Annotated in this window: 16 protein-coding genes and 1 tRNA gene; 8 read left to right on the forward strand and 9 right to left on the reverse strand. The window is 71.2% G+C overall.

The features are described 5' to 3' along the window. Window positions 1-13: 13 nt before the first annotated feature. From IPQ09_02840 to IPQ09_02850, 3 genes are read right to left on the reverse strand one after another with little or no spacing between them, the layout of a single operon-like run. Window positions 14-1,462: a lycopene cyclase gene (locus IPQ09_02840; GenBank protein ID MBL0193159.1), complete on the reverse strand. Its 1,449-nt coding sequence runs from the start codon at window positions 1,460-1,462 to the stop codon at window positions 14-16. Continuing rightward, the gene (locus IPQ09_02845; GenBank protein MBL0193160.1) at window positions 1,444-2,373 is read right to left on the reverse strand and encodes a phytoene/squalene synthase family protein; all 930 of its coding nucleotides are present in this window, start codon (window positions 2,371-2,373) and stop codon (window positions 1,444-1,446) included. Before IPQ09_02845 ends, IPQ09_02840 begins: the two co-directional genes overlap by 19 nt. Next, window positions 2,366-3,910, reverse strand: a complete 1,545-nt coding sequence (locus IPQ09_02850) for a phytoene desaturase (protein MBL0193161.1) — start codon at window positions 3,908-3,910, stop codon at window positions 2,366-2,368. The genes IPQ09_02845 and IPQ09_02850 overlap by 8 nt, the downstream gene beginning before the upstream one ends. Before the next feature lie 21 nt (window positions 3,911-3,931). On the opposite strand from IPQ09_02850, the gene IPQ09_02855 reads away from it, so the two are divergent. From IPQ09_02855 to IPQ09_02885, 7 genes are all read left to right on the forward strand, one after another. Continuing rightward, complete coding sequence (locus tag IPQ09_02855; GenBank protein MBL0193162.1) at window positions 3,932-4,954, forward strand: MerR family DNA-binding transcriptional regulator; 1,023 nt, start codon at window positions 3,932-3,934, stop codon at window positions 4,952-4,954. Further along, complete coding sequence (locus IPQ09_02860; GenBank protein MBL0193163.1) at window positions 4,951-5,523, forward strand: hypothetical protein; 573 nt, start codon at window positions 4,951-4,953, stop codon at window positions 5,521-5,523. Before IPQ09_02855 ends, IPQ09_02860 begins: the two co-directional genes overlap by 4 nt. Window positions 5,524-5,612: 89 nt before the next feature. Next, window positions 5,613-6,197 carry a heme-binding protein gene (locus IPQ09_02865; protein MBL0193164.1) on the forward strand — a complete coding sequence of 195 codons (585 nt, stop codon included), beginning with the start codon at window positions 5,613-5,615 and terminating at the stop codon, window positions 6,195-6,197. Further along, window positions 6,158-6,901, forward strand: coding sequence for a glutathione peroxidase (locus tag IPQ09_02870; protein MBL0193165.1), 744 nt, complete (start codon window positions 6,158-6,160; stop codon window positions 6,899-6,901). Before IPQ09_02865 ends, IPQ09_02870 begins: the two co-directional genes overlap by 40 nt. A gap of 107 nt (window positions 6,902-7,008) precedes the next feature. Then, window positions 7,009-8,115 (forward strand): COX15/CtaA family protein, encoded by a 1,107-nt coding sequence (locus tag IPQ09_02875; protein ID MBL0193166.1) that lies wholly within the window; start codon window positions 7,009-7,011, stop codon window positions 8,113-8,115. A 54-nt stretch (window positions 8,116-8,169) separates the two neighbouring features. Further along, window positions 8,170-8,865, forward strand: a complete 696-nt coding sequence (locus tag IPQ09_02880; GenBank protein ID MBL0193167.1) for a hypothetical protein — start codon at window positions 8,170-8,172, stop codon at window positions 8,863-8,865. Next, window positions 8,862-10,580 (forward strand): hypothetical protein, encoded by a 1,719-nt coding sequence (locus IPQ09_02885; protein ID MBL0193168.1) that lies wholly within the window; start codon window positions 8,862-8,864, stop codon window positions 10,578-10,580. Before IPQ09_02880 ends, IPQ09_02885 begins: the two co-directional genes overlap by 4 nt. 148 nt (window positions 10,581-10,728) lie before the next feature. Here IPQ09_02885 and IPQ09_02890 read toward each other — a convergent pair whose 3' ends face one another. The 3 genes from IPQ09_02890 to rpsT all read right to left on the reverse strand — a co-directional run bounded on the left by IPQ09_02890 (window position 10,729) and on the right by rpsT (window position 12,172). Continuing rightward, window positions 10,729-11,427 carry a hypothetical protein gene (locus IPQ09_02890; GenBank protein MBL0193169.1) on the reverse strand — a complete coding sequence of 233 codons (699 nt, stop codon included), beginning with the start codon at window positions 11,425-11,427 and terminating at the stop codon, window positions 10,729-10,731. Between the two features lie 295 nt (window positions 11,428-11,722). Next, window positions 11,723-11,796, reverse strand: a tRNA-Glu gene (locus IPQ09_02895). A gap of 106 nt (window positions 11,797-11,902) precedes the next feature. After that, window positions 11,903-12,172 (reverse strand): 30S ribosomal protein S20, encoded by a 270-nt coding sequence (gene rpsT, locus IPQ09_02900; GenBank protein MBL0193170.1) that lies wholly within the window; start codon window positions 12,170-12,172, stop codon window positions 11,903-11,905. Between the two features lie 191 nt (window positions 12,173-12,363). Between rpsT and IPQ09_02905 the strand changes: the two genes are divergently transcribed. Beyond that, window positions 12,364-14,067, forward strand: coding sequence for a L,D-transpeptidase (locus tag IPQ09_02905; protein MBL0193171.1), 1,704 nt, complete (start codon window positions 12,364-12,366; stop codon window positions 14,065-14,067). Between the two features lie 37 nt (window positions 14,068-14,104). On the opposite strand, the gene IPQ09_02910 is transcribed toward IPQ09_02905, so the two are convergent. From IPQ09_02910 to IPQ09_02920, 3 genes are all read right to left on the reverse strand, one after another. Continuing rightward, entirely contained in the window at window positions 14,105-15,199 is a 1,095-nt protein-coding gene (locus tag IPQ09_02910; GenBank protein MBL0193172.1) for an efflux RND transporter periplasmic adaptor subunit, read from the reverse strand. 61 nt (window positions 15,200-15,260) lie between these two features. Continuing rightward, on the reverse strand, window positions 15,261-15,956 hold the full coding sequence (locus IPQ09_02915; GenBank protein ID MBL0193173.1) for an ABC transporter ATP-binding protein: 696 nt from the start codon (window positions 15,954-15,956) through the stop codon (window positions 15,261-15,263). Beyond that, on the reverse strand, window positions 15,953-17,128 hold the full coding sequence (locus IPQ09_02920) for an FtsX-like permease family protein (protein ID MBL0193174.1): 1,176 nt from the start codon (window positions 17,126-17,128) through the stop codon (window positions 15,953-15,955). Before IPQ09_02920 ends, IPQ09_02915 begins: the two co-directional genes overlap by 4 nt. Window positions 17,129-17,223: the final 95 nt, after the last annotated feature.

Below are 17,223 nucleotides of genomic sequence, written 5' to 3' on the forward strand. Positions count from 1 at the left end.
GGCGCCACAGCCGCTACCCCCGGACGAGCGCACGCGCGACGCCCAGACTCCAGCGCCCCGCGGGGCCGACGCCGAGCCCCCGCACGACCTTGCCCCACACCGCCGGGTGTCGGGCGGCGGTCCGTCGGAGGAATTGGACCACTCCGCCCGGAGATAGCTCGTCCCGGAGCAAGCTCGCGTAGCGGGCGTTGCCCATCTCGGAGAGCGCGCCGAACGCCGCGTCGAGCAGCCCGTTGAGCTCGTCTCCATGGAACGAGCGCGAGGCCATCATGTGGGCGAGCGCGCCGGTCAGTGAGTGGACCGGGGCGTCGTCGACGACGCACCCAAGCTCGCGCGGCGGGCCATGGATGCCGCGCGAAATGGCCTCGGCCGCGGGCGCGAGGGAGCGCAGCGTCGCGCCGAAGCCGCAGTACGTGAGCGGCGAGTGGCGGGAGGCCGCGTCGCCCACGAGCACCACCCGCGGCCCGGGCGCGCGCGGCCCGGGCGAGAGGCGTGACCACCCCGGGATGAGCCCGAACGTCGGCCGCTGGAGCGTGATCGGCCCCCGTTTGTACCGCGGCAGAGTCTCGAAGAAGTCGGCATAGAGCTCGGCCAGCGAGACGCGCTCGTGGGCGCGCGCGTAGTAAAACAAGTAGACGGTGGTCTCGCCGGCGCGCCCGGGGAAGGCCTCCCACACGTGCTGGCGGCCGTCCACGACAGGGTCGACCGTCGCCAGAATGTCGCCGACGCGCGGGTTCATCTCGTCGGGCGCGTCTCCGGCCACGAGGCCCCGGAGCACGCCGCCCACGGTCGGGCACACGAGATCGGCCGTGGCGTAGGGGCTCGCCGCGCCTCGCGCGTCGACGAGCAGCCGCGCCGTGATCTCGCGGGGGGGCGCGCTGGGCTCGCCCGTGCGCCGCGCCAGCACGCGCACCGCGCTCACCCCCGAGGCGTGCGAGAGCACCTCGTGACCGTCGAGGAAGGTGACCCCGCGCCTCTCGGCGAGCGCCCTCGCTCGCGCGAGGAGCGGGCCCGCGTCGACGGCGTGATCGAGCACGCCCGTCACCGGGTAGCTGCCGCCGCCGTGAAAGCGGCACACGCCGTAGTCGTAGCGCGCCACGACGAGCTCGGAGAGCTCCTGCGCGGTGAAGAGGCCTGCGCGAACCAGCGCCTCGAGCTCCGGGCCGCTCGCGTTCCACTCGCGGTGCGCGGCCGCCGCGCGCGCGCGCTCGACCACGGCGACGGAGAGGCCCCGCGCCGCGAGGACCGGCGCAAGCAAAGACCAGAGTCCACCGCCCGCGAGGATGACGTCGAACTCCACGGAGCACCCTGCGGACGGCGCAGGCGGCGACCGCGTGGACACGCTTGCCACGTCGCGCAGCCTGTCGAGGTGCGCGAGTCGCTCCGCGAGCTCCGCCCCGCCCGCGTCGCGCACGAGCGCGATCGCCCGCTCGGTCTTCGCGCTCACGAGGCGCTCCGGCAGGCGCCGACGAGGAAGACCACGGCGTCGAGCGGAGGCCCCGCGGCGTCGGCCGGCCGGGCGCGGCGTGGACGCAGCGCGCGGAGGAGCAGCCACAGCTTGCGCCCCTTGGGCACGACGGCGCGGCGGGTGATCGAGTCGTAACCGGCCGCGGCGATGCTGCGACCGATGTCCGAGTAAATGAGCCGCGCCGCGCGGATCGCCACACGGCAATCCGCCGGGAGCGCGGCGACGCCGCGGTCGGCGCGGCGGTAGAGGACGTCGGCGGCGTCGAGCAGCCGCGCGACGATCGAGCGCATGGGGGCGGTCGGCGCGGGCGCCGCGAGCCAAGCCTCGGGGTCGACGCCGGCCTCGCGGAGCCACGCGCGCGGCAGGTAGAGGCGCCCCCGCCCCGCGTCCTCTCCGACGTCCCTCGCGATGTTGGTGAGCTGCATGGCCACCCCGAGATCGCACGCTCGCGCGAGGACGCTCGGCTCTCGGCGCCCCATGAGCACCGTCATGATGGCGCCTACCGCGCCGGCCACCCGCGCCGCGTACGCATACACTTCGTCCAAGGTCTCGTAGTGACGGTCCTCCACGTCCCACGCGAACCCCTCGAGCAGCGCCTCGAAGAGTTCGCGGGGCACCCCGGCGTCGACCACGACCGCTGCGAGCGCACGGTCCACCGGGTCGTCGTCGGGAGTGGCCGCGTAGATCCGCGCGAGCCGCGCACGGAGCCCCTCCACGGCCACGGCGGTCGTGCCCGGCTCCGAGTCGATCACGTCGTCGGCGACGCGGCAGAACGCATACACCACCGTGGCCTGCGCGCGTACGCGGCCCGGGAGCAGCAGGGACGCCGTTGAGAAGCTCTTCGAGCCGGCCCGGAGCAGCCGCGCGCACGCCGCGAGGTCAGCCGGGCCGATCGAGCTACCCATGCGGGACCACCGCGTCGAGGACGCGCGCCGAGGAGAGCACGCCGGGTACGCCGGCCCCTGGGTGCGTGCCCGCGCCGACGAGATAGAGCCCGTCGATTTCCTCGCTCTGGTTGTGCGGCCGGAACCAGGCGCTCTGGAGCAGCACCGGCTCGAGGCCGAACGCCGCACCGCGCTCGCTCAAGAGCTCGTCGCGGAAGTGCTGCGGCGTCATCACGCGGGACGAGACGAGGCTCCCCGAGAGGCCGGGCAGGACGGTCGCCTCGAGGTGACGCTCGATCTTCGCGCGGTACGCTTCGGCGCGCGACGACCAGTCGATGCCCGCGTCCAGGTGAGGCACCGGCGAGAGCACGTAGAAGCCCTCGGAGCCCGGCGGCGCGAGGTTGGGGTCGGTCGCCGTCGGTCTGTGCAGGTAGAGGCTGAAGTCGTCTGCGAGCACGTGGCGGTCGAAGATGTCGGTGAGCAGCTCCTTGTAGCGAGGGCCGAGGAGGATGGTGTGGTGCGCCACGTCGGGGTACTGCCGGTTGGTCCCGAAGTACCAGACGAAGAGGCTCATCGAGTAGCGAGACCCCTCGAGCTTACGGTCGGTCCAGCGGCGGCGGTACCGCGCTGGCAAGAGGTGGCTGTAGGTCCACGCCGAGTCGGCGTTGGAGACGACGACGTCCGCCGAGAGGACCTCGCCCGAGGCGAGCCGCACGCCGCGCGCCTTGCCCCGCGCCCCACCGTCGACGAGGATCTCCTCGACGGTCGCGCCATAACGGATCGACCCGCCCTGCCCCTCGATGAGGTCGATGAGGCCCCGCACGAGGGCCCCCGTGCCGCCAATGGGGAAGTGCACCCCCCACTTGCGCTCGAGGTAGGGGATGAGGCTGTAGATCGAGGTGGTGTTGAACGGGTTTCCGCCCACGAGGAGGGGGTGAAAGCTCAGCACCTGGCGCAGGCGTTCGTCCTGTACGAACTTTGACACGAGCCCGTACACGCTGCGGTAGCTCTCGAGCTTCATCATGGCGGGCACGACGCGCGCCATGTCGGTCCAGCGCGTGAACGGCACGTGCGCGAGCTTCTCGAAGCCCACGGAGAAGATCTCCTGGCTCATCGCGACGAAGCGCTCGTAGCCATCGAGGTCGGCGGGCGCGAGCTTGCGGATCTCGGCCCGCATCGACGCCGGATCGCCCGAGTAGTCGAACGAGCGGCCGTCGTGGAAGCGGATCCGATAGAACGGCGTGACCGGCCGGAGGTCGACGTGGTCGGCCATCCGCTTGCCGCAGAGCTCCCAGAGCTCCTCGAACAGGAAGGGCGCCGTGATGACGGTCGGCCCTGCGTCGAACGTGAAGCCGTCCTGACGGAACACCCGCGCGCGCCCTCCGGGCTGCTGGTCACGCTCCAGCACGGTGACGTTCCAGCCCCGCGCGCCCAGACGCACGGCCGCCGCGAGGCCCCCGAAGCCGCTCCCGATCACAATCGCACGCCGTCTTGTCGAAGTTATTTGCATAACGTTCCTCCGGATGTATAGAGATTGTATATACTCTATGCAGCCCATGTCAACCGAGGGGTGGTCACCATGACGGAGCGCGAGCCCGAAGGCGAACGAAACCGATCGAGCAGCGACGAGGCACCCGACCTCCCAGCGAGCGGGCCTTTTCGTATTCACACCGTGTCGGAGCTCACCGGCGTGCCTGAGCCCACGCTCCGGGCCTGGGAGCGTCGCTACGGCATCCCGAAGCCGGAGCGGAGCGCCTCGGGCTACCGGCTCTACGCGGGCGGCGAGGTCGAGCAGGTGCGCGAGCTGCGGCGCCTCTGCGACGAGGGCATGGCGGCGGCCGAGGCGGCCAAGGTCGTGCTCGCCCAGCGCACGAGCGCGTCGGCGAGCGCGCCCGTCGTCCCCCCTCACGCCGCGGCGATCGAGCGCATCCTCGGCGCGATTCGCCGCTTCGACGACGCCGAGCTCGACCGCGAGCTGCGCAAGCTGCTCTTCCTCGGCACGGCCATCACCATCCTCGACGAGGTGGTGACGCCGCTGCTCTACGAGGTGGGCCGCCTCTGGCACTCGGGAGAGCTGTCTGTGGCGGAGGAGCACCTCGCGTCGCAGCGAATCGGCACGCTGCTTCGGGACCTCGTGCGCCTCTCGCCGGGCGCGCTGTCGGAGCAGGCCGTCGTGCTCGCGAGCTTCGCCGACGACGAGCACGACCTCGGCCTGCTCGCGATGGCGCTCCGGTTCTCGGGCTGGGGCCTGCGTCCAGTGTTCCTCGGCGCGCGCACGCCGCCGGGGGCCATCCGGAGCGCGGTACGGGCCATGAGCCCGGCCCTCGTGGCGCTCTCGGTCACGCAGCCCCCCGAGCGGTCGCGCGCGCGCGAGCTCGTCGACGACTACGCGAGCGCGTGCGGCGACGTGCCCTGGATCGTCGGCGGCGGCGCCGCGGGGGCGATCGCCGACCTCATCCAAGCCCGCGGCGGAGTCCTCGCCGACCGCGATCCCGCCGAGCTCCGCCGATCGGTCCGCGCGCTCCTCAGCGCCGGCTCCGGGCCGGGCGCCTCTGCCACGTCTTCGACCCGAACCACCAAGCCAAGGAGATCTCGACCATGACACGCCCCACGCGCCGACCTCTCACCACCCTAGCCCTCGCCACGGCCGCCGCGCTCGCTTTGGCGCTCGCCGTCGCGGCGCCCGCCGCGGCGTTGCCCAGCGCCGGCGCCGCCCGCCCCGCGGTACAGCTCGTCGACGGCTGGGACCGGCCGTTCGTGCTGCCCCGGGCCCACGGCAAGCCCGTGCTCGTGGTCTACGAGGACAAGGACTCCGCGCAGCAGAACCAGGCCTTCAAGGACGAGCTCGCGAAGCTCGGCAAGGGCGATCGCTACAAGCAGAGCGTCACGCTGGTGGCCATCGCCGACCTCCAAGGTTACGACTACTGGCCTGTCCGCGGCTTCGTGAAGGACGCGATCCAGAGCGAGTCGAACAAGTTCGGCACCCCGATCTACTGCGACTGGAGCGGCGCCGCGCGCAACTCGCTCCGCCTGAAGAAGGGAGTGAGCAGCGTGCTGCTCTACGACCGTGAGGGAAAGCTCGTCTTCTCCCACGAGGGCCCCATGCCGGCCGCCAAGCGGCAGGCGGCGATCGAGCTCTTGCGCGACGCCGTCGCGGGGGCACGCTCGTGAGCGCGCTCGGTTCGCCCGGCATCGGCGGGGGCCTGCGGGGGCTCGTCGTGGCTGCGTCGGCTGCGCTCGTCGCCGCGTGCGGTGGCGGCGTGAAGGAGCCGGCCTACGCCGTGGCGAAGAGCACCGAGAGCTTCGAGCTCCGCACCTACCCGCAGCGCGTCGTGGCCGAGACGCGCGTGGAGGGGGACTTCGGCGAGGCGGGCGACGAGGGCTTCCGGCGGCTCGCTGGCTACATCTTCGGCAAGAACCGATCGGGCACGAAGCTCGCGATGACCGCGCCGGTCGGGATGAGCGGCGCCGCCGACGGCAAGAAGATCCCCATGACGGCGCCGGTCGCGCAGCGCGCGAGCGGGCCAAGCCGCGCCGAGTGGGTGGTCTCCTTCACGATGCCCGAGGGCGAGACGCTGGCCAGTCTGCCCGTCCCGCTCGACGCGCGCGTCACGCTGCGCGAGCTCCCTCCCGCGCGCGTCGCCGTGGTGCGCTTCAGCGGCCGGTGGACCTCCGAGAACATGGGAGAGCACGAGGCGGCGCTGCGCGCGTGGGCGCGTTCGGAGCGGCTCCCGGTGGTCGGCGACGCCGAGGTGAACCGCTACGATCCGCCCTTCGTTCCGTGGTTCGCGCGTCGAAACGAGATATGGCTCCGCGTCGAGGCCCCCGCGGCCCGTTCGTCGTGAAGTCCTTCACGACTCCCCACCGCGCCTTCAGCGCAGTTGATACTTCTCCCAATTCTCGCATCGGAGCCACCGTGAAACACCTCGCCCCGCTGACGCTCATCGCGCTCCTCCCGCTCGGCGGGCTCGCCTGCCAGAAGAGCCCGGACACGGCCTCACCAGCCACCACGTCGAGCACGGCGACCGCGGCCACCCCATCGACGCAGGCCGCGGCCACGGGCCTGCCGGCGTCGTTCCACGCCCTCTCGGCCAAGCGCCTCGACGGCGCGCTCGAGCCGCTCTCGACCTACAAGGGGAAGGTGGCCCTCGTGGTGAACACCGCCTCGGAGTGTGGCTACACGCCGCAGTACGCCGGCCTCCAGAAGCTCTACGAAGACCTCTCGCCCAAGGGCTTGGTCGTGCTTGGGTTCCCCTCGAACGACTTCGGCGGCCAGGAGCCCGGCAGCTCGAAGGAGATCGCCACGTTCTGCAGCACCAAGTTCAAGGTCACCTTTCCGCTCTTCGAGAAGGTCGTGACCAAGGGGCCGTCGCCCTCGCCCGTGTACGCCTTCCTCGCCAATGGCTTCGGGCGCCCCGAGTGGAACTTCCACAAGTACGTGGTCGGCAAGGACGGCCTCGTGAAGAGGGCCTTCCCGAGCAAGGTGACCCCCGAGAGCGACGAGCTGCGCAAGGCCATCGACGAGGCCCTCGCCGCGCCCGCCCCCTGAGGGCCGCGGCTCAGCCGGAGCGCCGCGGCTCGACCGTAGCGCGCGCGCCGAACGAAAGTGCGCCGCGGGGTCTGTCCACCGGCCAAAGTCTTCGCTATATCGCGCGCATGGCCGTGTCTCGCTCGCGCGCTCTGGGTGCGTGGCTCCTCGTCGTGGCGGGGTGCGTGTTCGCCATGGTCGTGGTGGGCGGTCTCACGCGGCTCACGCGCTCGGGCCTGTCGATCGTCGAGTGGAAGCCCCTCACCGGCGCGCTCCCCCCGCTCAGCCCGGCCTCATGGGCCGAGGAGTACGCGAAATACAAGGCCTCCCCCGAGGGACGCCTCGTCAACGCGGGCATGCCGCTCGACGCGTTTCAGCGCATCTTCTACGTCGAGTGGGCGCACCGCCTGCTCGGCCGCGTGACCGGGCTCGTCGTGCTCCTGCCGCTCGCGTGGCTGCTCGCGAAGCGCAAGCTCGACCGGCGCCGCGCGTTCACGATCCTCGGCATCTTCTCGCTCGGCGGCCTGCAGGGCCTCGCCGGGTGGCTCATGGTGAAGAGCGGCCTCGCCGACGCGCCGCACGTGTCGCCTTACCGTCTCACGCTCCACCTCTGCCTCGCGCTCCTCTGCTTCGCCCTGCTCGTGTGGACGGCCCTGGGCGAGCTGATCGTGCCCGACGCGCACGGCACGCGCCGTCCGCGCGCGCTCCCGTGGACCGCGAGGCTGGCCCTCGCCCTCGTGAGCATCACCGTGGCGTGGGGCGGCCTCATGGCGGGCACGCACGCGGGCCTGGTGGCCCCCACCTTCCCCACGATGAACGGGACATGGATCCCCGCGGAGCTCGCGCCCACGAGCCTCGGCCCCGTGCGAAGCGCCTTGGCCGACGCCCTCACGATCCACTTCGTTCACCGCTCGCTCGCGTACCTCACCGCGCTCGCGGTCCTCGCGTGTGCAGCGCTCGCGTTCTCGAGGCCCGCGCCCCGCGCTGCGCGCGTCGCCGTGGGCGGCATGCTCGTCCAGGTGGCGCTGCAGATCACGCTCGGGGCGCTCACGGTGCTCGGGCGCGTCCCCATCGGGTGGGCGAGCCTCCACCAGGCGAACGCCGCGCTCCTGCTCGGGTGGTGCGTGGCGCTCGTGTACGTGGCGCGCCCGGCGCCGGCGCGCGGGCCAGCCCCGGCCCCGGCGGCAGCAGCCGACCGCGCCGAAGAGCCCCTCACGACGGCCAGCGCGGCGTAGCTCCGACAGCCTCACCGGCTCGCCGCGAAAGCGCACATCGCGTAGCCTCGCCCCATGATCTCCACGCGCAAACTGGGCGCTCTCCCCGGAATCGGCGATCTCCGGCGCATCACGAAGGGCCTCGCGGCGCTCGACGCCCTCCTCTGCCCCGACTGGGAGTCGCGCTACTACTCGTTCAACGCCCGGTGGGACCTGGACACGGGCGCCGAGATGGCGTCGATGCGCGACGGCAGCGGCGACGAGTGGTTCCTGTGGTTTTCCCGGGCCGGCGCGGCTCTGAAGGGCTTCGCGCACGAGGCCTTCATGAGCCCCTTCGGAGGCCACCGCTTCACGCCCGAGGAGCAGCGCGGCCACGCCCTCTACCCCGGCCTCCTCGCAGGCTTCCCGGAGGCGCTGGCCCCCTTCCTCGATGAGCCGGCCTTCGACCTCGAACAAGCCACGTTCGTGCTGTGGCGGCTGCGCGAAGACACCGCGTGGCGCCACGGAGACCTGGTCTGGCCCGCGCTCGAAGGCGGCGACGATCCCGACGGCTCGGAGGCGCTGCTCTCTCCGCTCGCCGGCAAGCCGGCGGACTACGTGGCCTGGGCGGCCGAGTACTTCGAGATCGAGATCGCCGTCGACGACGCGGCCCACGTGCTCGCCCTGCGCCCCCTCGACGAGGCGATCGTCGCGCGACTCGGCGGAGCGCGCACGCTGGACGAGCTGCGCGAGGACCTCGAGGAAATCGGGTATCCGCTCGACGCGCCATGAGGCGTAACATCTCCGACTGGTTGACCTATGCGGCGGCGGCGACCGAGCCGACCGAGGCCGCGCGCTGCCTCGACGAGGCCATCGCCCTGGCCGAGGCTTGCTACGAGTGGCGCGCGCTGCTCCGCGGCGTCGCGACGATCCCCCTCGTGTCGCGCGAGCGGGTGAGCGACCTCGCGACGCGGACCTTGGAGCTCGCCCTCGCCGAGCGCGAGATCTGGGGCTTTCGCGACGTCGCAACGCTCCGCGCCACGCGGCTCGACGATCCGACGGGCGCGCGCGTGGCGCTCGAGGCGGGCGTCGCGGCGCTCCGCGAACCACGGCCCGACGGCCTCGGCGCGCTGGCCGCGCTCGATGGCGACGCGGCGTCCGCGCGGGGGTACGAGTGGGTGTTGCTCGGGCAGGGGTTCGCAGAGATTCTGGGGGACACGGACGCTCAGCGTCGCTGTCTCGAGGCCGGGCGTGACAAGGCGCGCGCCCGGCGCAACGCAGACGACCTCTGCGACATCGCGCGCGAGTGGGCGACGAGCATCGATCGCGACGCCGGCGTAGCGCTCCTGCGCGAGGCCGAGGCGATGGCAAGCGACGGCTCCGTGCGGCCATGGACTCTCGCCAACGCATGGCATTCGCTGGGGGACTCCGAGGCCGTCCACCGCGTGCTGGACGCAGCCCTGCGGAGCGCGACCTCCACCGACGCCGCGCTCCACGTCGCGCGGGCCTGGGCCTCCCATCGCGAGGTCGACGAGGTCGCGAGAGCCCACGCGCGCGCGGAGGAGCTCGCGTCCACCGCGGAAGATTGGCTCGCCATTGCCGAGTTGGCGTTCGATGTCGGGCTCGGCGAAGACTCGATTCGTCGCGCGCTCCTGCGCGCCGAGGGGCTGGCCGCGGAGGGCGACGTCAGGGTGCGCGTCTCCAGCGCATACAGCCAATGGCTGCGCGACGACGAAGCGGCGGCCCGCGTCGGCCCCCGCGGCGTACGCCCCGAGGCCCACCGCGAACGCGCGCGAAGCCTCTCCGGGTGGGGACCGGGCGGGGAGGTGGGCGGGGACGGCGGGGACGGCGGGTGGGGAGCGTCGGCCTCCGACCTCTTCGATTGGCTGCGCTCCCGCGCCGGGCCGGAGACCCTCACGCGCATCGCGAACGCCGACTACGGGATGGACGCCGAGAAGCACCTGGCCGCGCTCACCGACATATGCGGGACGGGCCTGGTGCCGAAGAGGCTCGGCTGGGAGCCTCACGAGGTCCTCGCGCTCACGCGCTGGTCGACGGGAGAGACCGCGGACCACCTCGCCCGCGCGCTCTGCTGCACTCTCCTTAGCTTGGCTCCCAGCGACTTCGACGAGCTCGTGACGAACGGGCCGATCCTGGCCGAGAGCTGCCTCGCGCTCGGCGCCGAGGCGACCCACCGGGCAGAGCTCTTCTTCGCATGGCTCGCCGAGACCGAAGCCGGCGACGCGGGGGACGACGGGCCGGAGCAGCCTCTTGCGCTCCTCCTCCTCCTCCTGCTCCGCACGGCGTCGACGCCGAACGATCCACGACTGGGAGCCCTCGCCGAGAGGCTCGTCGACCACCCCGCCTACGACCTCGGAGAGGTCGCGGAGTGGATCGCAGAGTCGATGCGCTCCGACCTGTGGACCGATCTGTTGGACCGCATTCTGGTACCCGTAAGGGCCAATCGTCCCGCCACGGCGCGCGTGCTGGAGGGACTGGGGCGATAGCTGATCCCAGTCCGCCTGCGCGGCCGCCGTCGGCGAGGCGTGGGACGCGGAGCCGTGCGGGTCGTTCGACACCCGCCTATCGCCAACCAAGAAACGCAACAGGGTCGCCTACTTCGGAGGCGACCCAGAACACGCGAAAAACCAGGGGCTACGGGCGCGAGTGCCAGCCGGCGTATTCCGCGCGGGGCGTGATGGCACCCGAGTTGGCGCGCTTGACCAGGCCATTGAGCGTCTTCGACGGCCAGCTCTTCTGAATCATGTTGACGACCCACCCCGGCAGCATGCCCTTGGGGTCCGTCTGCACTTCGACCGTGAGCTTCACCTTGTTCACGCCCTTCAGAGCCTCGAACCTGTAGTAGGTCCCGCGGGCTTCCGCGCGAACACAGCAGCTGCTCTCCGGCACCCTGGGGTGCACAATGCTCTTGATGTTGGCGGTGAACACACCGGTGGCTGGGTTGGCGTTGGCGTCGGCGCGCAGCACGTAGTCGCGGTTGCTGATACCGACCGGCAAGTTGAACTTGATCCAATAGATTTCCGACAGCGGGCCCGGTCTCTCGACCTCCCTGCTGTCACCGTAGCGATCGACCCAGTTCTTGCGCTCGTCCTTGTCGAGGAACACTCCGAGCAGTTTGTCCATGGTCACGTCGGCGACGACCTCCCCCTTGAACGCCAGGAGGTTGGTGCCGGGCACCTCCTTCTTCCACACGGTCACCCCGTCGATCACGCCCACGGACTCCCAAGCGCCTTGCGCTCGCGCGACGCTGGGGAAGACGAGGGTCAGGCACACGACGGCCAGGAGGGCCGAGAAGAGAGCTCTGAAGCGACTGAGCCTGTGGGCGGAGTGCATGGGATGCTCCAAACGTTGAGGGGATATTTGGCGGCAACCTGGCCAAGGTCGCAGGGTAGAGCTCGGCGAGGCCGCAGGACATTGGGGGATGGATGGCAGGCCGCTTGGAGGTGTCGCCGTACGGAAGCCGACAACCCGACTGACGACGCCCGCGCGCGTCTCATGCAAGGCGAGCTCGACGTGGGGCCCATGGCGCCGGGATCGGCGCGCCGCCACGCCGCCTCGCGCCCTCTCCCTCCCGCGTTCTGTCCTGGCAAAAACCGAGCAGACAGCGCGAAAACTGAACGATTTTCAGCGTCCCCAAGGGGATTCGAACCCCTGTTAGCGGCGTGAAAAGCCGCCGTCCTGGGCCAACTAGACGATGGGGACAGGACACACGAAACGAGACGAGACGCACGCGAGCGAGCGCACCTGCACACAAAAACGGAGCGAACGCGCGCCACGGAGGGGCGCACGTTCTGCGGTCCGCGAGGGTTCAGGCCTTGGAGAGCGCGTGGACCTGCGCCGAGAGGCGCGAGATTGTGCGCGAGGCAGCCTTCGGGTGAACGACGCCCTTGCTCGAGGCCTGGTCGATCTCCACGATCGCCACCTTGAGCGCGGCGGCCGCGTCGCCCGCGTTCTTGGCTTCGAGCGCCACGCGAACGCGCTTCACGAAGGTACGGACAGAGCTGCTGACGGCGCGGTTGCGCGCGGTGCGCGTGATGCGCTGGCGGTTGCGCTTCTCGGCGGACGGATGATTGGCCACGTGAATCCTCTTGTTGGGCCCAACCCTCGGTCTCGGGGGTCGGGGCCGCGCACTCTATGAAAATCCGCCCCGATGTCAAGGGCCGCTCGCCACGACCGAGCGCCGCGGTGACGAGCCCCAAAGCATGCACCGTTCGCGGCTCGCCGGCAACTTGGGCATTGGGACGCGCCTGCGGTATCCCCGACGGTGCCATGGTCTCGCCCTCCCCACCACGCCCACGCCCGGTCCCGCGCGTCCCGCGCGTCCCGCGCTTCCTGCAGGCCCCGCGCGTGGTGCACGGCGGGTTCGCCGCGCTGGCGCTCGTCGCCGCGGTCGCCTCTCTGGGGTGCCGCAAGTCACCCGCCGGGGCCGACGCCGAGGCGGTCGTGGTCGTGGCGCCCGGCGAAGACGCGGGCCCCTCGACCGAGCCGGCCGTCGTGCCCAAGAGCGAGGGCGGCCGGCTGGCGAGCCGCGCGATGGAGACCTGGGTGTTCGAGGGCCCGAGCCAGAACAGCAAGCGTCTCGGGTACTTGCGCGCCGGCGCAATCGTGAGCACGCGCGGCGGCGTCGCCGGCCGCGAGGGCTGTCCCGGCGGCTGGGTGCCCATCGCGCCCCAGGGCTTCGTGTGCGTGGGGCCCACGGCCACGGGCAACCTCGACGACGCGATCGTCAAGGCGTCGGCGCGGCGCGCCGAGCTCGGCGCGGGGCTCCCCTACGGGTACGCGGTGGTCCGCACCTCGCATGCCCCGTTCTACACGCGCCTGCCGTCCGAGGCCGAAGCCAAGTCCCTCGAGTCCGACTGGGAGAAGCACTTTCGCACGCTCACCGAGGCCGAGGCCGAGGAGGCCCGGGACGGCGAGTACCCCCAGCTCTCGTCGCTGCCGGGCGGGGCGTTCCCGCTCGAGCCGGCGCCGGGCGTGCTCGCGGCGTGGGCGACCGATGGCAAGGACGATCCGATCCCCGACTACCTCGCCGACGGCAAAGCCACGCTGAACCTCTCAGGGCTCGCCTTCTCCCACAAGCCCGACACAGACGGCGGCTCCCCCTGCCCCGGCGGCGCGGCCGCGTGCATCCCGCTCGACGCCGCGCGGCCCATGCGTCGCCTCGGCATCTCGTTCATCGCGAGCCTCCTGCACGGCAAGCGCCGCTTCTTGCTCACTCCCGAGCTGTTGCTCATGCCGGCCGATCGCGTCCGGCTCGTGCGAGGCACCTCGTTCCACGGCGTCGAGCTGTCGAACGACGGCCCCCTGTCCCTGCCCATCATCTTCGTTACCAAGGCGGGGGCGAAGCGACACACGCTGGAGGGCAAGCACATCAAGGCCGGGGCGGAGCTGCCCTGGCGGAGCGCGCACAAGGTCGAGAAGAAGATCAAGGTCGTCGGCGGCGATCACTTCCACGTCCTCGCCGACGGCTCGCTCGTGAACACCAAGGAGTCGGTGCGGCTCGACCCCATCCGAAAGCTCCCCAAGTGGGCCAAGGAGGGCGAGCGCTGGCTCGAGGTCAACCTCGCGAAGCAGACGCTGCTCGCGGTCGACGGCGACAAGCCGGCGTACGCCACGCTGGTCTCCACCGGCGCCGGGGGCGTGGCCACCGACACCGAGAAGAACCCCTACGTCACTCCACGAGGCATCTTCCGAATCCACACGAAACACACCGCGTCCACCATGGACAGTCACGTCCCCGAGGCCGCGTTCGAGCTCCGCGACGTGCCCTACATTCAGTATTTCAAAGACGGCTATGCCCTGCACGCCGCGTATTGGCACGATCAGTTCGGCTTGCCGCGCTCCCACGGCTGCATCAACCTGGCCCCGAAGGACGCGGCGCACCTCTTCGCGTTCACCAAGCCCGAGCTGCCGCCAGGCTGGCACGGCGTCATGCTCCCCCTCCGCGGCACGGTGGTGTGGGTCCACAACTGAGCCACGCAGCGGGGATGGGCGCGCCAGCCTGGCGGCGCTACTTCGCCTCCACGTAGCTCACGACGCGCAGCCCGGTGACGAGCCCCTCGCGCTCGTCGAGCTCGAGGAGCACCTCGAGGATCTTGGTGTCGATGCGCTCGGTGGGGTCGTCGGTGCGCACGTTCTTGCGCCCCATGCGGCGGCCCACCTCCACCACGTGGGCGGCGAAGCGCTTGCCGGGGTACGCGTTCAGCGTCACGAACGCCTTCGCGCCCACCGCCACCTTCGCGATGTCGCGCTCGTCGAGATCCATGCGCACGCGCAGGGTGCGCGTGTCGCCCACCACGGCGATCGGCTCGCCGCCCTGCGGGTTGTAGTACTCGCCCGCGCGCAGCTTGACCTGCAGCACCTTGCCCGCGATCGGCGACTGAATGGTGAGACGCTCCAGGGTCGACCTGGCCTGGTCACGGCGCGCGGTGGCCGCGGCGACATTGGCCTGCGCCACGAGGACGTCCTCGGAGCGCGCGCCGGTCACGGCCGCGCGCTTGCGGGCCTCGGCGGCGTCGAGCGCGCTCCGGTCGGCCTCCGCGACGCCCCGGGCACGCGCCACCTCGTCGACCGTGGCGGCCCCGCCTTTCGCGGCTGCTTCGAGTCGCGCCAGCGTGCCCTGCGACAGGTCGGCGCGCGCCTTCGCGGCGCTCGTGTCGGCTACAATGGCCTGGCGGTCTTCGGCGCGGAGGCCGCGCGCGACGCGGAGGAGCTCCGCCCGACGCACCCCGAGATCGGCCTCCGCCGCCTCGAGGGCCGACTTCTCGGCCTCGTTCTCGAGCTCGGCGATCGCCGCGCCGGCCGCGACGTCTTGCCCCTCCACCACGCGCACCGCGCGGATGCGCCCAGGGACGTGGCTCGCGAGCTTGGTCTCGCGATCGGCGGGCTCGATGATCCCGTTGCCCGCGACGAGATCGCCCGTGGGCACGGTCGTTCGCTCGTCGGCCCCCGCCTTCGGTTTGGCGACGCGCTCGGCCTTCTTCACGTCCTTCTCCGTGACCACGGTCTGAGGGCCGGCGAGCACCGAGCGCGTGACCATCACGACGGCGAACAGGAGGAACGCCCCGAACGCGAAAAACCCGAGTGGAATGCGCTTCTTCTTCATACCGCCCTCCCGTTGGTCGGTTGGCAAAGACACGCCGCTCGCCTGCGGCTCACTTGCATGTTCATGACTTCTCCACGATGAGCCCGTCCTCGATGTGCACGATGCGATCGCCGAGGTGGAAGATGCGGTTGTCGTGCGTGACGACTACGACGGTGTGCCCGTGGTCCTTCGCCAGCGAGCGCAGTGTCTCGGTGACGGCGAGACCGTTCTGCGCGTCGAGAGCCGCGGTGGGCTCGTCGGCGAGCAGGATGGGGGGCGCCCCCGCGAGCGCCCGGGCCACGGCCACGCGCTGCCGCTGACCGCCCGAGAGGTCACCGGGCTTGCTCTCGTACTTGTCGGCGAGCCCCACCTGCGTGAGCAGGCGGTGAGCCTCGGCCTCGGCGGCGCGCCGCGAGTAGCCGCGCAGCTCGAGCAACGTGCCGATGTTCTCGGTGGCGGTGAGCGACGCCAGCAGGTTATGGGCCTGGAAGACGAACCCGATGTACGAGAGGCGCAGGCCCGGCAGGGCGGCGTCTTTCGCCTTCGAGATGTCTTGGTCAAACAGCCTCACTACCCCGCCGGTCGCCGTGAGCACGCAGCCGAGGATCGACAGCAGCGTGGTCTTCCCGCTGCCCGACGGCCCCGAGAGCATGACGAACTCCCCCGGTCGCACGGCGAAGTCGACGCCCTTCAGCGCGCGGTACGCGGTGGCCCCGGAGCCGTAGGTCTTCTCGACGCCGCGGCAGTCGATGGCGAGGTCGCCCGCCAGCGCGCTCATCGGAACACCATCGCCGGCTCGACCTTCCGGAGGCGTAGGAGCGCGAGGCCCGAGGCCATGACGCACATGAACACCATGACGACGACGGTGCCGATCGTGAGCTGTGGCGGCAGGTTCAGGGCGAGCTTCGCTGAGCGAATGCCTATCGCCATTCGGGACACGAGGAAGAGCCCGATGATCGAGCCGAGCACTCCGTAAAGCACCGACTGAACGAAGAGCAACATGCCAAGATCGAAGTTCGTCGCGCCGATGGCCTTCAGCGTGCCGAACTCGCGGATGTTGTCGACCACGGCCGAGAACATCGAGAGAGACACGATGACGAAGCCGACGATGAGGCCGAACAGCGTGCTCGTTCCGAAGGTGATGCCGATGGGCGTCTTGGTGAGCACGTTCTTCACGATCGAGCGGCGAAACTCGGGCTGCGTGAACACCCCCGAGCCGGAGAGGCGCTCGGCCACCGCCTTCTTCACCACGTCGGGATCGGCCCCGGGCTCGAGCTTGATGAGGCCGAAGTTCGCCCGGTCGCGTGGCAGCTTGGTGAGCTCGCGCGCCAGCTCGTAGTCGGCGAAGGCGTAGCTTGGCCCGAAGGGGATGAGGCCCCAGGTGAAGCCGCCCACGGTGATCTTGCGGCCGTTCACCTCCCGCACGCTCCCGAGGTTCAGGCCGCCGAGGGTCTCGCGCTCGGAGTCCTCGAAGATCATCGTGTCGGGGCGGTTCAGCACCTTCGCCTGTCCGGCGACCAGATTCCAAGGTCCGCCGAGGTAACCCGGGTACGAGGCGCCCACGAGGTTGACGGGCTCGCTGCCGCCAGCGGGCAGCGCCACCGTCGCGGTCGCGAACACCAGAGGCTCCGCCGCTGCCACCCCCGGCGTCGTGCGCGCGGCGAGGATGTCGGAGTACGGCACGACCTTCCCGCCCTGCACGGTCTCGGCGCCGGGCGGCACGATCCACAGCTCGGCGGTCGTGTTGTTGACGAACATGATGTTCTTGTAGACGAGGCCCATGAACGTCCCGAGCTGCTGGTTCGACAGCACCACGGCGAACACGACCCCGAGCATGGTGCCGGCCATCTTCAGCCAGTCGTGGAACATCATCCTCACGCCGGCGCGCGCCATGGTGCGGAAGCGAAACGGGAAGCTCGCGCGCGTGAGGATCGGACCTGCGGCCTTCATGCCTTCCTCCCTTCGGTCGGGCGGCATAGACCTTCGTTCGCCCCTCCGGGGCTCACTTCGAGGTTCATCCCTTCCTCCCTTCGGTCGGGCGGCAT

Source organism: Myxococcales bacterium (assembly GCA_016720545.1).
In the GTDB taxonomy this organism is placed as follows: domain Bacteria; phylum Myxococcota_A; class Polyangia; order Polyangiales; family Polyangiaceae; genus JAAFHV01.

Bases quoted from the DNA above. Each gene is read 5' to 3' on its own strand.
- IPQ09_02845 (MBL0193160.1), bottom strand. From the start codon at position 2,373: ATGGGTAGCTCGATCGGCCCGGCTGACCTCGCGGCGTGCGCGCGGCTG.
- IPQ09_02850 (MBL0193161.1), bottom strand. From the start codon at position 3,910: ATGGGCTGCATAGAGTATATACAATCTCTATACATCCGGAGGAACGTT.
- IPQ09_02855 (MBL0193162.1), top strand. From the start codon at position 3,932: ATGACGGAGCGCGAGCCCGAAGGCGAACGAAACCGATCGAGCAGCGAC.
- IPQ09_02860 (MBL0193163.1), top strand. From the start codon at position 4,951: ATGACACGCCCCACGCGCCGACCTCTCACCACCCTAGCCCTCGCCACG.
- IPQ09_02870 (MBL0193165.1), top strand. From the start codon at position 6,158: ATGGCTCCGCGTCGAGGCCCCCGCGGCCCGTTCGTCGTGAAGTCCTTC.
- IPQ09_02875 (MBL0193166.1), top strand. From the start codon at position 7,009: ATGGCCGTGTCTCGCTCGCGCGCTCTGGGTGCGTGGCTCCTCGTCGTG.
- IPQ09_02880 (MBL0193167.1), top strand. From the start codon at position 8,170: ATGATCTCCACGCGCAAACTGGGCGCTCTCCCCGGAATCGGCGATCTC.
- IPQ09_02885 (MBL0193168.1), top strand. From the start codon at position 8,862: ATGAGGCGTAACATCTCCGACTGGTTGACCTATGCGGCGGCGGCGACC.
- IPQ09_02890 (MBL0193169.1), bottom strand. From the start codon at position 11,427: ATGCACTCCGCCCACAGGCTCAGTCGCTTCAGAGCTCTCTTCTCGGCC.
- IPQ09_02905 (MBL0193171.1), top strand. From the start codon at position 12,364: ATGGTCTCGCCCTCCCCACCACGCCCACGCCCGGTCCCGCGCGTCCCG.
- IPQ09_02910 (MBL0193172.1), bottom strand. From the start codon at position 15,199: ATGAAGAAGAAGCGCATTCCACTCGGGTTTTTCGCGTTCGGGGCGTTC.
- IPQ09_02915 (MBL0193173.1), bottom strand. From the start codon at position 15,956: ATGAGCGCGCTGGCGGGCGACCTCGCCATCGACTGCCGCGGCGTCGAG.
- IPQ09_02920 (MBL0193174.1), bottom strand. From the start codon at position 17,128: ATGAAGGCCGCAGGTCCGATCCTCACGCGCGCGAGCTTCCCGTTTCGC.